Genomic DNA, 15633 nt, shown 5'->3' on the forward strand with positions numbered 1-15633 from the left:
ACCACCGAAGTGTTTTGCAAGTACAGTCGTGATTGCTGCTGTTAAAGTTGTTTTACCGTGGTCAACGTGGCCGATTGTACCCACGTTAACGTGCGGTTTTGTACGTTCAAATTTTTCTTTAGACATTGCTAATGTTTCCTTAATTTACATTCCGTAGCACCTAAACTAAGGTGCTACGGTGTTTTGACAAAAAGATTATTTTTTACGCGCTTCAATAACTGCTGCTGCAACGCTTGTCGGTGCTTCAGCATATTTTAACGGCTCCATTGAGTAGGATGCACGACCTTGAGTTTGTGAACGTAAGTCTGTTGCATAACCAAACATCTCTGAAAGTGGTACTTCAGCATTGATTTTAACTACAAATTCATTTGCTTCTTGACCATTAACCATTGCACGACGACGGCTTAAATCACCAATTACATCACCAACATAATCCGGTGGAGTTTCAACTTCCACTTTCATAATTGGCTCAAGTAATACCGGGCTTGCTTTTGCGAATGCGGCTTTAAATGCTAAAGATGCAGCAAGTTTGAACGCAAGCTCAGAGGAGTCAACATCGTGGTATGAACCGAAATGTAAACGCACACCTAAATCTACTACCGGATAGCCCGCTAATGGACCGGATTTAAGCTGCTCTTGAATACCTTTATCAACCGCAGGAATGTACTCACCAGGGATTACACCGCCTTTGATTTCGTTAACAAACTCATAGCCAGGGCCTTCCGGATCTAAAGGATACAAATCAATCACAACGTGCCCATACTGACCACGACCACCTGATTGTTTTGCGTGTTTACCTTCGACATCGTTAACACGAGTACGGATAGTCTCACGGTAAGATACTTGCGGTTTACCGATATTAGCTTCCACTTTAAATTCACGTTTCATACGGTCAACGATGATATCTAAGTGTAACTCACCCATACCGGAGATAATAGTTTCACCGGATTCTTCATCAGTATGAACACGGAATGAAGGGTCTTCTTGTGCAAGACGACCTAATGCTAAGCCCATTTTCTCTTGGTCAGCTTTTGTTTTTGGTTCTACCGCAACAGAAATTACTGGTTCTGGGAATTCCATCCGCTCAAGAATGATTGGTGCATCAATCGCACATAACGTATCACCCGTACCAACATCTTTCAAGCCGATAGCTGCAGCGATATCACCCGCACGAACTTCTTTGATTTCTTCACGTTTATTAGCGTGCATTTGAACGATACGACCAAAACGCTCACGTTTTTGTTTCACGGAGTTCATCACTGTATCGCCGGAATTAATCACACCTGAATAAACACGGAAGAAGGTTAAGTTACCAACAAACGGGTCAGTTGCAATTTTGAAAGCTAATGATGAGAACGGTTCATCATCACTTGCGTGACGCTCACCTTCAGTTTCATCTAAATTGATACCTTTAATTGCCGGAATATCTGTCGGTGCCGGCAAGTAATCAATTACCGCATCAAGCATTGCTTGAACACCTTTGTTTTTAAATGCAGAACCACAGCAAACAGGAATTACTTCACCGGCTAATACGCGTTGGCGTAATGCGGTTTTGATTTCTTCTTCGGTTAATTCTTCACCGGCAAAGAATTTTTCCATTAACTCTTCAGAGGCTTCCGCTGCTGCTTCAACTAAGTTGTTACGCCATTCTTCACATTCAGCAAGCATATCAGCCGGTACATCTTCATAGGTGAAAGTCATACCTTGATCAGCTTCATTCCAGTTGATCGCTTTCATCTTAATCAGGTCAATAACACCTTTGAAGTTATCTTCTGCACCGATTGGTAATTGAAGCGGAACAGAGTTACCGCCTAAACGTGTTTTGATTTGCTCAACAACACGTAAGAAGTTAGCACCTGTACGGTCCATTTTATTCACAAATGCAATACGAGGTACTGCATATTTATTTGCTTGACGCCATACAGTCTCAGATTGTGGTTGAACGCCACCTACTGCACAGTAAACCATTACCGCACCGTCAAGTACACGCATTGAACGCTCTACTTCGATAGTAAAGTCAACGTGTCCCGGAGTATCGATTACGTTGATGCGGTGTTGCGGATACTGTTGAGACATACCGGACCAGAATGCGGTTGTTGCCGCAGACGTGATTGTGATACCACGTTCTTGTTCTTGTTCCATCCAGTCCATTGTCGCAGCACCATCGTGAACTTCACCGATTTTATGGCTTACGCCTGTATAGAAAAGGATACGCTCTGAGGTAGTAGTTTTACCTGCGTCGATGTGAGCACTGATACCGATATTACGATAGCGCTCAATAGGGGTTACACGAGCCATTATTATTACCTTGTAATCTAATGTAAATTATTTATATAGTAATAGGCTTCATCACAAAATTCGAGATGAAGCCTACAAACTTATTACCAACGGAAGTGAGCAAACGCTTTGTTAGCTTCAGCCATACGGTGAACATCTTCACGTTTCTTAACGGCTGAACCTTTATTATCCGCTGCATCGGAAAGTTCATTCGCTAAACGTAACGCCATTGATTTATCACCACGTTTACGTGCTGCTTCAACAATCCAACGCATTGCTAATGCGTTACGGCGGGTAGGACGTACTTCAACAGGTACTTGATATGTTGAACCACCTACACGACGAGATTTTACCTCAACTGTTGGGCGAACATTCTCTAGTGCGATTTCAAATGCTTCCAACGCTTCTTTACCGGAACGTTGTGATAAAGTATCTAATGCACTATACACAATTGATTCTGCGATAGATTTTTTACCATCTACCATTAATACATTAATAAATTTCGCAAGTAACTCTGAACCGAACTTCGGATCTGGAAGGATTTTGCGAGGTTCAATACTACGACGACGTGGCATTGTAAATTCTCCGTTTTTTAATCTTCAGGATTATCCAAAACTCTTTGTTGAGGCAAAGCCTACATTCACTGGAGTTTAGGTTTAAATATTTAATTTAGACGTTTGGCCTTACTTAACGGAGAACCATTAAGCTTTAGGACGTTTAACGCCGTATTTAGAACGACCTTGTTTACGATCTTTAACGCCGGCGCAGTCTAATGCACCACGTACGGTGTGATAACGCACACCCGGTAAGTCTTTAACACGACCACCACGGATAAGCACAACACTGTGCTCTTGAAGGTTGTGGCCTTCACCGCCGATATAAGAAGTTACTTCAAAACCGTTTGTTAAGCGAATACGGCATACTTTACGTAACGCTGAGTTAGGTTTTTTCGGAGTTGTAGTATATACACGAGTACATACACCACGTTTCTGCGGGCAAGCCTCTAATGCAGGAACGTTGCTTTTTACAACCTTTTTCACACGCGGTTTGCGTACTAGCTGGTTGATAGTTGCCATTAATTAAGCTCCAGTTAAAATAAAAAAACAATAAAAAAATCCACCCTTAAAGGAAGGACGGCAAATTCTAGTACGATAATCAATCAATGTCAAGATCATTTCATTTTACCGCCCTTACCTCTTGCTTTGATAAATAGCCTAAAAGGTACGAATTTTCTATAATAGCCATAAATAAAATCACAATTAAGGAATTTTTATGTCAATTCAAAAAATCGGCATTCTACTTGCCAACCTAGGCACACCGGATGAACCCACAACACCCGCCGTAAAACGCTACCTAAAACAATTTTTAAGCGACCCCCGCGTCATTGACTTACCCAAACTCAAATGGCAATTTATTCTGAATTGTATGGTTTTACCGAAAAGAGCGCCCAAAGTCGCCACCGCTTACCAATCTATCTGGACAGACGCAGGCTCACCGCTTCTTTCCATCTCTCGCCAGCAACAACAAGCTGTACAACGCTACTTTGACGAACAGGGTCAAAATGTGGTGGTTGAACTGGGAATGAGTTACGGCAACCCAAGTATTGAAAGTGCCGTAGGAAAGTTACTGAACCAACAAGTTAAAAAAATCATCGTACTACCGCTTTATCCGCAATATAGTTCGACCACAACCGCTTCCGTCTTTGATGCTTTTGCACGTGGTTTAGCCGCTCACAAAGGGATAGTCCCCTTTGAATTTATCCACAGCTATCACGATAATCCATTGTATATCAAGACGTTATCTAATACCGTATCCCTCGCCGAAGAGGAATTGTTGCTCTTCTCTTTCCACGGCATTCCCAAACGCTACGAAACGGAAGGCGACTATTACGCCCAACACTGTCGGGAAACCGCTCGTCTTGTCGCAGAGCAACTTGGGTTAAACGACAATCAATGGCAGGTTTCTTTCCAATCCCGTTTCGGTGATGAAGAGTGGCTACAACCTTATACCGATGAAACCCTATCCGCTTTCCCTCAAAAAGGCGTGAAAAAAGTGGCTGTCATCTGTCCCGGCTTTTCCGCAGATTGCCTTGAAACCATCGAAGAAATCGCCGAAGAAAACCGAGAGAATTTTGAACACGCCGGTGGCGAAAGTTACCGTTATATCCCTGCACTCAATGCTAATGCCGAGCATATTGATGTACTTGTAAAACTCATTGAAAAGCACCTATAATTTATCCTATCAGTCTTGTTGTTTTTATATTAAACAACAATCCTAGCTATATAATACCTAACTCACTGCCCCATTCGCCAAGGGGCAGATTTATTTTTAATCTCTTAGTTTTGCAAACTTTATGTCGTATAAGACCGCTTGTTACAGTGATAATAGATTTGTAAAACAATACGATAAGGAGTGTTTTTTGACGACAAAAATCCTACTCAATCACGACAATTTAACTACATTGATTGAACAAAAACTAAATGATAACGATATGTTTGCCCTACTGAATCACTTCTGTCAATGGCTACGTAACAGCGAAGACGGAATGCGGGGGCAAGCCCTTTATCAGTTGGTCAAATATTTAAAACAACATAAAACCTTAACTGAAAATCTTGCCGCCCAACTGTGTCGCTGGCTTTGCGGTATGCGGCTATACCCATTGCTCATCAGCAATGGTATTTTAGGACGTGAGGGCTTTGGACGGGAACTGCGCGCTCGCTTTTATGAAAAAATCAATCCGTCCTTCAAAGATGTTAATGATCTGCGTGATATTTTCTTCCTCTTATTCAATAACAAGAATGATAGCCAATGGCTTAATAACGTGCCGTTACAGGCTTGGAGCAGTCTGTTAAAAGTACTACACCGCTATACCTCGGCACACGATCGGGAGACACTGAACAATCACCTACGCTACGAAGGTCTATTCGCCATAAAAATGCTCTCAATTTGGTTAGCCGCAGAAGAAATGGAACCGGAGTTAATGCGCCTTGATCCAGGCTTATTTGACGCCGACAGCCCGTTTGTCGCCTTACAGAGAGAAGTAATGCACTGGATTGATGCACGCCGCACTAATCAAGCCTTTGATGATGCCCATTTACAGGTAATGTTCGATCAAAGCCAAGCACTCATCGAACGGCTTAAAAAGAAAGGGGCAACAATGGGGTCGTCCCTTGGGGTCGCCTATCTACTCGAACGTTTGGAGCAAACCCTCGACCGTTTAGCTGCGTTAATGGAGGTATTCGGCTCTAACCGTTTTCTACCCCGCCGTATATTGCTACTGACCGCTAACCTTGCCTCTGCCTCAGCAGACAAGCACAGTATGTCAAAACTCTGGAAACAAAGCGTTAATATGCTCTCCCGCAGTATTACACAAAACACCAGCGACCACGGCGAACATTACATTACCCGCTCCAAGCGTGAATATTTGACAATGTTCTACTCCGCAGCGGGAGGCGGTGTGCTGATTGCCTTGATGGCATTATTCAAAATTTATCTTGGTGGCGTAATAGAAGACAAAGTCTGGAAAGGCGTTGCCGAAGGGTTAAATTATGGTATTGGTTTTACACTGATTTTTATGTTGCACTTCACCGTTGCCACTAAACAACCGGCAATGACCGCCGCTCGTTTTGCCGATGCGGTGGGTAAAAACCCGCAAGGGCGAGCGGTGAATATGAAATTGGCGCAATTACTGGTAGATGTATTTCGCTCTCAAGCCGCCGCCGTTGCCGGCAATGTACTGGTTGCCGTAGGCATTGCCGCTTTAATTGCGTGGGGCTATCGCTATGCCCAAGGGCAAGCACTGCTCAATGCCGATCAAATCCACTACCAACTCCACAGTATCGATCCAACCCAAGGCACACTATGGTTTGCCGCTATTGCCGGTCTATGGCTGTTCTGCTCCGGCATTATCTCCGGCTTTTTCGACAACCGCTGCCATTACCTAAATATGAGAATGCGGCTACAAGAACACCCCCTGCTCAAACGGCTAATGCCAACGACATTGCGTGAGCGGTTTGCCGAGTATATGCATCAAAATTACGGTTCGATTATGGGGAATTTCTGCTTTGGTATGCTGTTGGGTTTAACCTCTGTCGTCGGCTACTGGCTGGATTTACCCCTTGATATCCGCCACATCGCTTTCTCATCAGCCAACATTGGCTATGCGATCATCAGTGGTGAACTAGGTTGGGCTATTTTCTGGCAAAGCCTTGCTTTCGTGCTGCTCATCGGTGCGGTGAATTTAATCGTCAGCTTCTCACTCACGCTCTCGCTTGCTCTGCGTTCACTGAATGCGGAAGTCGAGAGCTGGCGGGAAATTATTCGTTGCGTGGGTAGAATTTTACAACAACGCCCGCTCAGTTTAATTTTTCCCTTACAACTTGAGCATAAATCGTAACGCAACAAGCGGTTAGATTTAACACGGATTTTACAAACGAAAAGGACACCAATGGCGTCCTTTTTGCAAAGATCGCAGAAAAACCAACCGCGTGTTTATGCTTCAGAAATCGAATGTGCCGCAACAATGTTTGAATTTTTTACCCGAACCACACAGGCACCGGGCTTTTTGGGTTGGGAGCGGCACAGTGGGATCAACAAAGTACCATCGTCCGTCAATCCGAACAAATAAGGAACGTTCGTGATGACTTTGCCGCCCGTTTTCCGTGTCAAAAAATGCGTGAAATTCTACGCTGCTATGCAGCTTGCCCAACTGTGGTTGATGAGCAACAATCGTCAAACCTGCCCATCGGGTCGTTGCCGCCCATTGCTGCATTGCCTTGCGATCCAACAAGGGCTGTTGGCTCGGCACGGTAGTATTTACAATATAATCAATATCTTGCCGAGTGTATGCCGTATAACGAGAGCGCATTAATTGCTCTGCGGTTTGGGGCAATTGCTCACCGGTATGAAAAGGGCGGCAACACTGGGCATAGGGCATTGTTGATTGGCAAGGGCAAAGGGCTTCGTTCATTTTTATCTCCCAAAAGAAAACCCGCGTTTTCACGCAGGTTTTACTCAATAAAGGCTTATTTCTTCACACGGCTGTGTAAGCCTTTTTTCTCTAAATTACGATAGATAAACCATTGTTGTGTAATCGTAATTAAGTTAGAGGTTAGCCAGTAAAGCACTAGGCCTGACGGGAACCATAGGAAGAAGACCGTGAAAATCACCGGCATAAAAGTCATTACTTTCTGCTGCATAGGATCGGCAACCGGCGTCGGCGACATTTTTTGCAACAAGAACATTGATCCACCCATCAATAACGGCAAAATGTAGTACGGATCTTGCGCCGAGAGGTCTTGAATCCAGCCGAAGAATGGCGCATGGCGCAGTTCAACCGCTTCCATAAATGTCCAATACAATGCGATGAAAATCGGCATCTGTAAGAGAATTGGTAAGCAACCGCCCATTGGATTGACTTTTTCTTCTTTATAGAGCTTCATCATCTCTTGGCTCATACGCTGACGGTCATCACCGAAACGCTCACGCATTTCTTGGATTTTCGGTTGCAACATACGCATTTTTGCCATTGAGGTGTATTGTGCTTTGGTAAGCGGGTATAGAATGGTTTTGACCACAATCGTTACGCAGATAATCGCTAAGCCCCAGTTCACCACTAATTTTTGGATTTGCGTCAGCAACCAGAATAACGGTTTTGCAATAAACCACGCCCAGCCGTAATCGACGGTTAAATCAAAGTTATTCGCCGCGTCAGCCATTGCCGCCTGATCTTTCGGGCCTGTCCATAAATGGCTGGTGATTGTTGCTTGGCTGTTCGCTGCCACTTGGGTGATTGGCCCACGATAACCGATTGTGCCTACGCCGTTTGCCGTACGGGTGTAGAGATTATTCTCGGCATCTTGGTTGGGAATCCACGCCGACACAAAATAGTGTTGCAAGATTGCTGCCCAGCCGGCTTTGGTATCAACGGAAAGATTGGCTTTCGCCATATCGTCGAAGCTATATTTTTTGTAGTTGGTTTCAGCAGAAGAATAAGCACCACCGGTATAGGTCGGCATTGCGAAATTACCGGAGCTTTCCACCAATGAGTGTTTTAGCTGACCGTAAGGTTGCACTTCGATGGTGTCTACCGTGCGGTTATCAATGTGAAAATCCACCGCCACATTATAGCTGCCGCGTTTGAGGGTGAATGTTTTGGTGTAGGTTACGCCCTCTTTTTCAAATACGAGCGGCACAACTAGCTCGTCTTGCCCGTCAGCTAAGCTAAAACGCTCCGCTGTTGTCTGATATTGCGGGCGACCGGCGTTAGTATCGATCCCGTTTTTCCCCACCAAACCGCTTTGGGCAACGTATAAGACTTTACCGTTATCCTGCAATAATTCAAACGGGGTATCCGAATTCAACTCGGCATTGTGTTTTAACAAATCAGAGTCAATTACATCACCGCCGAGGGTATCCACTGTTAAACGTAATACATCGGTTTCAAGGGTAATCGTTTTGCCCTTTGCGGATTGTTCGAGAATAGGCGAAGATTGATTTGAGGAAGCGGGTACATCACCCGATTGATTTGCAACTTGCGTTTGCGCTGCCGCTTGCTTTTGCGCCTGAATTTCAGGGTCAAAATCTTGTTGCCATTGCGTAAAAATCAGGAATGACACAAGTAGCAAACCCATAATCAGTAAACTACGGTTTGAGTTCATTTTAGGTTCTCTGTGGTTAAAGTGAAAGGGAAAATCCCAAATAGAAAAGCCCATATTCTAATATAGGCAACAGGGTTGAACAATTTATTTGTCGGGAAATTTAGCAAAACCTTGCGTGTTATCACAATTCTTCCTTCTTACGCCTTGCCCTTGGATGCGCCGCATCATAAATTTTGGCAAGGTGCTGAAAATCCAAATGAGTATAAATTTGCGTGGTTGCCAAGTTACTATGCCCCAACAATTCTTGCACCGCCCGCAGATCTTGGCTGGCTTCCAACATATGGGTAGCAAAAGAGTGGCGTAGCTTATGGGGATGAAGGTGGCTGTCCAGCGCCTGCTTTTTACCCCACTTTTGCATTATAAGCTGAATACTGCGTTGCGATAAACGTTTGCCCCGTTGGTTAAGAAATAACGCATTCTCACAAGGTTTGAACTGCGACCGAACAGCCAGCCACTTTTGCACCGCCAGTACCGCTTTTGAGCCGATCGGCACAATCCGCTCTTTACTGCCCTTGCCCAGCACTTTCACTTCCCGCTCGTTCAAATCCAAATCGGCAAGATCCAAACCTTGCAGCTCCGATAAACGCAAGCCGGCACTGTATGTCAGCTCCATCATTGCCAAATCCCGTAAATCCCGAGGCTGATCGCTATCCACATTCAGCAGTTGTGCGACTTGCTCCGCCTCCATATTCTTCGGCAAATGTTTGCTCACCTTTGGTGATTTAATCCCCACCGCCGCATTCACCGCCAATTCGCCCCGCCGCACTAAAAAAGCGAGAAATTGGCGCAAGGCGACTAAGCGTAAGCCGATGCTTTTCGCCCCCAACCCCTGCTTATGACTTTGCGTCAGCAGCCAACGCACCGTGGTCGGCTCGACAGCCTGCCACTGCTCAACGCCAGCTTGAGTAAGCAGTTCGCACACAGCTTTCAACTGACGCTGATAATTTGCCAACGTATGCGGGCTGGCTTGGCGTTCAATCCGCAGAAAATCCCAGTAGGGCTGCGTAGCGGCGTAAAGGAAGGTCATCACCAATTACGCCAAGCCTAATTTACCGATTTTTACCCCGATATTACCGAGTGCCACCGGCCCAAGATAATCGGCTAAAAACTTAAACAGTTCATCAATTTGGTGGAAAATACAGTGCGTTTGCACCTCTTTTTCAACCTTACGGGTAAATTCGTAAGAGACTTTTTCACCGTCAATATGGGCAACCAAATTGAGATAAACCGTTTCAAAATAGTGGCTCATCGCCCCTTCCAAACCGGGATCGCTAATGCGTACATCCCATTGATTACTAAATAAAATTTCAGTTTTAGTTTGCATAATATCCTCTTATTTATGGGGTTGTTGACGAGCAAGATTTCGCTCATTTTCTAAATCGGATTCTGTTTCCGGCGGCACATAACCAAACAGTTGCGATAAGATAATCATCTTATCTAATTCACAAAACAGACTAAATTGATCGGCAAGCCAAGCCGGCTTTTCCGCTTCTAATCGTTTGAGCAATGAAACCGCCTTAGATTTACGGATTAAATAGAGAGAAGATCCGTAATTATCGCATTCGACCGCACTTTTCGGCACAAAATAATTCAGATCCCCGCCGCTAAAAAGTGCGACATTACCGCCTTTCGCCAATTCTAATTTTTGCAACAGAACTATATCGGCTTGAGTGGACTTAAAATGTGCTAAACAAGCGGTGAGATATTGCGAAAAATTTGCAATCAATTTCACATCATCTTCCGCCACAATCGCAAAATCATCATCGGCTAATTGATTATTTTCGGCAATCAATCGCCACGTTTTAATATGCGAAAGTGTACACCCAATTTCGCCCAATGTGATCGGTCGCTGAATAGATTGACAGAAAAACGCCGTATTAAACACCTCGCGCCCATCGCCAATCAAAGCTAAAAACTCCTTATCGACCGCCGCCACCCGCTGAAAGCTGTGAGCTTCTTGCTGCTGATAGAATTGACTGAGCCGATCCGTGCGGCGATCCAAATTGATGACATAGCCCTGAAACATTCGATTCTCTCAAAAAAGAGACCGCTTGCAAGCGGTCTGTTAAGCCTAAATTATTGCAAAAGCGAAATATCCGCCACCTGCAAGAATAACTGCTGAAGGGTGTTTAAAATCGCCAAGCGGTTTTGGCGGAGTGCCGGATCATCGGCATTCACCATTACGCTGTCGAAGAAATTATCCACCGGCTGACGCAAGCCTGCCAGCTTATCTAACACCGCCGTATAATCGCCTTGTTCAATCAACGGCTGTACCTCTTGTTGTAACGCTAACACCGCTTCGGCAAGGGTTTTCTCCGTCGCTTCAACACAAGCGGTCAGATCAATCGCTTTAATTGCAACGTCCGCCTTCGCCAAAATATTGCTCACACGCTTATTCGCTGCCGCTAAGGCTTCAGCACTCTCAAGGGTGCGGAAATGAGACACGGCACGCACACGGGCATCAAAATCCGCCGGTTTGGTCGGGCGGCGAGCTAGCACCGCTTGAATCACATCAACGGCAATACCCTCGTCTTGATACCACGCACGGAAACGCCCGAGCATAAAGTCCACCACATCGGCAACCACATTGCTATTGGTGAGTTTATCGCCGAACAGTACCGCCGATTTTTCGACCAAATCCGCCAAATCCAGCGGTAATTTTTTCTCAACGATAATGCGTAACACGCCAAGGGCGGCACGGCGCAGCGCAAACGGATCTTTATCGCCTTTCGGGTGCTGACCAATGCCGAAAATACCGGTGAGCGTGTCGAGTTTGTCCGCCAATGCCACCGCACACGCCACCAATGAGTTCGGCAATGCATCGCCGGCAAAACGCGGCATATACTGCTCGTTCAACGCGACGGCAACCTCTTCGTCTTCACCGTCGTGGCGGGCGTAGTGCATTCCCATTACCCCTTGGGTATCGGTAAATTCAAACACCATATTGGTCATTAAATCGCATTTAGACAACAAGCCTGCACGCTTGGCTTTCGTCTCGTCTGCGCCAATTTGTTTCGCAATTTCACCCGCCAACTGCTCAATGCGAGCCGTTTTATCCCGCAGTGTGCCAAGCTGCTGTTGGAACAACACGGTTTCAAGGCGAGGAAGTAAATCTTCCAAACGTTGTTTCAAGTCAGTTTTGAAGAAAAATTCCGCATCGGTCAAACGTGGGCGTACCACTTTTTCATTCCCTTCAATAATCGCTGTCGGATCATCAGGATTGATATTAGATACGAAGATAAAGTGCGGTAACAATTTGCCGTCTTTATCATAAATCGGGAAGTATTTTTGGTCGCCTTTCATTGTGTAAACTAAGGCTTCCGCCGGCACAGCGAGGAAACGCTCCTCAAAGGTTGCCGCTAACACATTCGGGTACTCGACCAGCGAGGTAACTTCGTCAAGCAAGTCGTCCTCAATGTCCGCCACACCGCCTAAAGCGGTCGCTTTCTCTTGGGATTTTGCAAAAATCAGCGCACGGCGTTCGTTGAAATCGGCAATCACCGAGCCTTTTTCTTTCAAAAGCTGTGGGTATTGGTCGGCATTCTCAATCTCAAATTGGCGTTCGCCGAGGAAACGGTGTCCACGAAGAGTGCGACCAATGGCTACGCCAAGAATTTCACCTTCGATCAACTCATCGCCAAATAACAATGTGGCGGTATGCACCGGGCGGACGAATTGTTCGGTTTTATCGCCCCAACGCATTGTTTTCGGAATCGGCAACTTAGCGAGGGACTGGCTGATTATCTCCGCCATCAAATTTTTGGTCGGCTGACCCTCAACGGTGGCACGGTGAACCAGCCATTCGCCTTTATCGGTGGCAATACGTTCCGCCTGCTCAACGCTGATACCACAGCCTCTCGCCCAGCCTTCCGCCGCTTTGGTCGGTTTACCTTCGGCATCAAACGCCGCCGACACCGCCGGCCCGCGTTTTTCCACCTGCTTGCTCGGCTGGCTTTCCGCCAAGCCCAGCACTTTCACGGCTAAACGGCGTGGGCTGGCAAACCATTCCACCTTGTCAAACGCCAAACCAGCTTGGTTTAACGCCTGTTCTACATTCTCTGCAAACGCAGTCCCTAATTTTTTGAGTGCCTTCGGCGGCAGCTCCTCTGTGCCGATCTCGGCAAGGAAGGTTTTGGTTGTCATTTTTGTTTTCTCTAAAAAATGTAAATTTTCTATATAAATGGGTTTTAAATAGATTATTTCTCTTTTACTTTACTAATTTTCATATTAAATTCACGATTAATGTTATCTATCAGATATTTTTCTTCTTGCTTTATCCTATTCTTAGAATAAAAAAACCACCATGTTGAAAATATAATAAGAAATAATCCCAATAAAATATTCTCATCTCCTCGAGAAGTAATAACACCAAAACCGCTAACGAGTATTATCATTAAAATAATCGCTTCAAGTATCGTTCCAAATATAAATTTAGGTGTATTACGTATTTTATATATATTATCTATTTCAATTTTCTTCAATCTTTCTAACTCAGCAATTTCCTGTTGTTTCACTTTTTCTAACTCTTGTAATCTAATTCTTTCTTTTTCGACTCTTTCTCTTTCTTGTCTAGCTAGTATAGCTTCTTGTCTTTTTCTTTGAATTTCTTGTTCCTGTAATCTTATTCTCTCTTTTTCCGCTTCCTCTTTTTGTTTTTTTTCGATAATTAGCCTTTTTTCATATGCCTGTCTATCCAGTATTGCTTGTTGCCTTTTTCTTTGAATTTCTTGTTCTTCTGCAAGCCTTTTCTTCTCTGCTTCCTTTTGTCTTCTTTGTTCAGCTTCCCATTCTTCCTGACGGCAACGTTGTTCTGCTTCAATCGCTCGCTGCTTTTCTATTAACTGTCTTTGCAATTCAGCAATTTCTCTTTTCTGCTTTTCGATAATTATTCTTTTTTCAATTTCTGGACGAGAGGTAGCTAAACCTTCTAATCCCGTCGTCGGCAAAGACAATTTCTGCCATATCTCCTCCCAAAATTTAGGATTGTCTTTATATAACTTAATGTACCCATACAGCGTAGAAACCGCTATACCGTGTTCAGTTGCTATATGATTTACAAGTTGCGTGCCATAATCAGCTTTATCAGACTTTGCTTTCTTGTATGCGTGAATAACCCGTGCGATTTTCACTGTCTTACGGTTGTTAATATGATGCCCTGCTTTTAAATGCAACGGGTTCACACAGTGTTCGTTACCGCAAGTAGTATAAATCTCTTTGTTATTCATTAACCCAACTTGTTCAGCATAATAACGGCGTGGCGAGATAGATACCCGCTCACCATCAATACGGAATGTGTGCATTGGTGAACCACGAGAGAAGCTACCATTCCATAGCCAACACCCGTCCGCCTGTAAAATTTTGCTTTGTAAAGCGCTTTCGATTAGCTCATCGCTAATTTTCTTCATTTTTATTATCTCTAGCTCTCTGCCATAATATCCCCAGTAACGCATTCAAATCCAAAACCACCTCGCCATTCTCCAACACTAACGCCGGAATACCGATATAGCCATTTTCTTTTGCATTATTAAAGGCAGAATGACGATCCCGCAGTCTTAAAAACGGTTTAAAGTTTGCACCGCTTTCGGTAATGTCGCAGGGTTCGTAATCAATTCCTAAACGATTAAGCTCAGCAATAAACGGCGCAGTATCCGGACACCAATGGGCAAAATATAAAATCGGTTTTGTCATTTTGACCTCGTTCAACTTCCCCTCTTTGGAAAAGAGGGGCTAGGGAAATATTATTTTTTACACCCCGGAAATCCCAAGGCTTCACGGCTGGCGTAGTAGGCTTCGGCAACGCCTTTGGTTAAAGCACGGATACGCAGAATATAGCGTTGGCGTTCGGTTACCGAAATCGCTTTGCGGGCATCAAGTAAGTTAAAACTGTGTGCCGCTTTTAAAATACGTTCGTACGCCGGTAATGGGAGCGGTTTTTCTAAGCCAAGCAATGCTTGCGCTTCTTTTTCGTACTGTTCAAAGCATTGGAATAAGAAATCTACATCAGCATATTCAAAATTGTAGGTGGATTGTTCCACTTCATTTTGGTGGAACACATCGCCGTAGGTGGTTTTACCGAGCGGACCGTCCGACCACACCAGATCATACACGCTGTCCACGCCTTGAATATACATCGCCAAACGTTCTAAGCCGTAGGTAATTTCGCCCGTAACAGGTTTACACTCCAAGCCGCCAACTTGTTGGAAGTAGGTGAATTGGGTAACTTCCATTCCGTTAAGCCATACTTCCCAGCCTAAGCCCCACGCTCCTAACGTCGGGTTTTCCCAGTTATCTTCGACAAAGCGAATATCATTTTGAGTTGGGTCGAAGCCGAGCATTTTGAGGCTGTCGAGGTAAAGTTCTTGAATGTTGTCGGGTGAGGGTTTAATCACCACTTGGAATTGGTAATAGTGCTGTAAGCGGTTCGGGTTTTCACCGTAGCGACCGTCTGTCGGACGGCGGGAAGGTTGAACATAAGCAAATGCCATTGGTTCAGGGCCTAAAGCACGCAAGCAGGTCATCGGGTGAGATGTCCCTGCGCCAACTTCCATATCAAACGGCTGCACAACGGTACACCCTTGGCTTGCCCAATAGTCTTGCAGGGCAAGAATCATACCTTGAAACGTTTTGACGTTAAATTTCGGATTCATAAATACTCTTTTCAATATGCAAAATAATTGAGCATTATACTCAAAAACCG

15 protein-coding genes are annotated in these 15633 nt (G+C 44.8%); 2 read left to right on the plus strand and 13 right to left on the minus strand.

The annotated features are described in order from the left end of the window. The 4 genes from E4T80_RS07060 to rpsL form a co-directional block, all read right to left on the minus strand. Window positions 1-126, minus strand: a 126-nt coding sequence (locus E4T80_RS07060) for a GTP-binding protein (RefSeq protein ID WP_228074258.1), incomplete at its 3' end; no start/stop codon positions are given. 69 nt (window positions 127-195) lie between these two features. Continuing rightward, the gene (gene fusA, locus E4T80_RS07065; protein ID WP_047977445.1) at window positions 196-2298 is read right to left on the minus strand and encodes an elongation factor G; all 2103 of its coding nucleotides are present in this window, start codon (window positions 2296-2298) and stop codon (window positions 196-198) included. 83 nt (window positions 2299-2381) lie between these two features. Further along, complete coding sequence (gene rpsG, locus E4T80_RS07070) at window positions 2382-2852, minus strand: 30S ribosomal protein S7 (RefSeq protein ID WP_047977446.1); 471 nt, start codon at window positions 2850-2852, stop codon at window positions 2382-2384. Between the two features lie 126 nt (window positions 2853-2978). Beyond that, window positions 2979-3353 (minus strand): 30S ribosomal protein S12, encoded by a 375-nt coding sequence (gene rpsL, locus E4T80_RS07075; protein ID WP_005543325.1) that lies wholly within the window; start codon window positions 3351-3353, stop codon window positions 2979-2981. 196 nt (window positions 3354-3549) lie between these two features. On the opposite strand from rpsL, the gene hemH reads away from it, so the two are divergent. Both hemH and E4T80_RS07085 read left to right on the plus strand, forming a co-directional pair. After that, on the plus strand, window positions 3550-4509 hold the full coding sequence (gene hemH / locus E4T80_RS07080) for a ferrochelatase (RefSeq protein ID WP_135056606.1): 960 nt from the start codon (window positions 3550-3552) through the stop codon (window positions 4507-4509). 259 nt (window positions 4510-4768) lie between these two features. Further along, complete coding sequence (locus tag E4T80_RS07085; protein WP_228064893.1) at window positions 4769-6673, plus strand: site-specific recombinase; 1905 nt, start codon at window positions 4769-4771, stop codon at window positions 6671-6673. A 102-nt stretch (window positions 6674-6775) separates the two neighbouring features. On the opposite strand, the gene E4T80_RS07090 is transcribed toward E4T80_RS07085, so the two are convergent. The 9 genes from E4T80_RS07090 to glyQ form a co-directional block, all read right to left on the minus strand. Then, window positions 6776-7246, minus strand: a complete 471-nt coding sequence (locus E4T80_RS07090) for a YchJ family protein (RefSeq protein ID WP_135056612.1) — start codon at window positions 7244-7246, stop codon at window positions 6776-6778. 55 nt (window positions 7247-7301) lie between these two features. Then, window positions 7302-8936, minus strand: coding sequence for a membrane protein insertase YidC (gene yidC, locus E4T80_RS07095; RefSeq protein ID WP_135056615.1), 1635 nt, complete (start codon window positions 8934-8936; stop codon window positions 7302-7304). 121 nt (window positions 8937-9057) lie between these two features. Beyond that, on the minus strand, window positions 9058-9963 hold the full coding sequence (gene xerC, locus E4T80_RS07100) for a tyrosine recombinase XerC (RefSeq protein ID WP_135056618.1): 906 nt from the start codon (window positions 9961-9963) through the stop codon (window positions 9058-9060). A 6-nt stretch (window positions 9964-9969) separates the two neighbouring features. Next, window positions 9970-10260 (minus strand): DUF5377 domain-containing protein, encoded by a 291-nt coding sequence (locus E4T80_RS07105; protein ID WP_135056621.1) that lies wholly within the window; start codon window positions 10258-10260, stop codon window positions 9970-9972. A gap of 9 nt (window positions 10261-10269) precedes the next feature. Beyond that, entirely contained in the window at window positions 10270-10962 is a 693-nt protein-coding gene (locus E4T80_RS07110) for a glycosyltransferase family 25 protein (RefSeq protein WP_135056624.1), read from the minus strand. Window positions 10963-11012: 50 nt separating this feature from the next. Further along, the gene (glyS, locus tag E4T80_RS07115) at window positions 11013-13079 is read right to left on the minus strand and encodes a glycine--tRNA ligase subunit beta (RefSeq protein ID WP_135056628.1); all 2067 of its coding nucleotides are present in this window, start codon (window positions 13077-13079) and stop codon (window positions 11013-11015) included. A 53-nt stretch (window positions 13080-13132) separates the two neighbouring features. Further along, window positions 13133-14386 carry a hypothetical protein gene (locus E4T80_RS07120; protein ID WP_194186391.1) on the minus strand — a complete coding sequence of 418 codons (1254 nt, stop codon included), beginning with the start codon at window positions 14384-14386 and terminating at the stop codon, window positions 13133-13135. After that, on the minus strand, window positions 14328-14624 hold the full coding sequence (locus E4T80_RS07125) for a hypothetical protein (protein WP_135056634.1): 297 nt from the start codon (window positions 14622-14624) through the stop codon (window positions 14328-14330). The genes E4T80_RS07120 and E4T80_RS07125 overlap by 59 nt, the downstream gene beginning before the upstream one ends. A gap of 50 nt (window positions 14625-14674) precedes the next feature. Next, on the minus strand, window positions 14675-15583 hold the full coding sequence (glyQ, locus tag E4T80_RS07130) for a glycine--tRNA ligase subunit alpha (RefSeq protein WP_135056637.1): 909 nt from the start codon (window positions 15581-15583) through the stop codon (window positions 14675-14677). Window positions 15584-15633: the final 50 nt, after the last annotated feature.

This window comes from Muribacter muris, assembly GCF_004569585.1.
In the GTDB taxonomy this organism is placed as follows: Bacteria; Pseudomonadota; Gammaproteobacteria; order Enterobacterales; family Pasteurellaceae; genus Muribacter; species Muribacter muris.

Bases quoted from the DNA above. Each gene is read 5' to 3' on its own strand.
- fusA (WP_047977445.1), bottom strand. From the start codon at position 2,298: ATGGCTCGTGTAACCCCTATTGAGCGCTATCGTAATATCGGTATCAGT.
- rpsG (WP_047977446.1), bottom strand. From the start codon at position 2,852: ATGCCACGTCGTCGTAGTATTGAACCTCGCAAAATCCTTCCAGATCCG.
- rpsL (WP_005543325.1), bottom strand. From the start codon at position 3,353: ATGGCAACTATCAACCAGCTAGTACGCAAACCGCGTGTGAAAAAGGTT.
- hemH (WP_135056606.1), top strand. From the start codon at position 3,550: ATGTCAATTCAAAAAATCGGCATTCTACTTGCCAACCTAGGCACACCG.
- E4T80_RS07085 (WP_228064893.1), top strand. From the start codon at position 4,769: ATGTTTGCCCTACTGAATCACTTCTGTCAATGGCTACGTAACAGCGAA.
- E4T80_RS07090 (WP_135056612.1), bottom strand. From the start codon at position 7,246: ATGAACGAAGCCCTTTGCCCTTGCCAATCAACAATGCCCTATGCCCAG.
- yidC (WP_135056615.1), bottom strand. From the start codon at position 8,936: ATGAACTCAAACCGTAGTTTACTGATTATGGGTTTGCTACTTGTGTCA.
- xerC (WP_135056618.1), bottom strand. From the start codon at position 9,963: ATGACCTTCCTTTACGCCGCTACGCAGCCCTACTGGGATTTTCTGCGG.
- E4T80_RS07105 (WP_135056621.1), bottom strand. From the start codon at position 10,260: ATGCAAACTAAAACTGAAATTTTATTTAGTAATCAATGGGATGTACGC.
- E4T80_RS07110 (WP_135056624.1), bottom strand. From the start codon at position 10,962: ATGTTTCAGGGCTATGTCATCAATTTGGATCGCCGCACGGATCGGCTC.
- glyS (WP_135056628.1), bottom strand. From the start codon at position 13,079: ATGACAACCAAAACCTTCCTTGCCGAGATCGGCACAGAGGAGCTGCCG.
- E4T80_RS07120 (WP_194186391.1), bottom strand. From the start codon at position 14,386: ATGCGTTACTGGGGATATTATGGCAGAGAGCTAGAGATAATAAAAATG.
- E4T80_RS07125 (WP_135056634.1), bottom strand. From the start codon at position 14,624: ATGACAAAACCGATTTTATATTTTGCCCATTGGTGTCCGGATACTGCG.
- glyQ (WP_135056637.1), bottom strand. From the start codon at position 15,583: ATGAATCCGAAATTTAACGTCAAAACGTTTCAAGGTATGATTCTTGCC.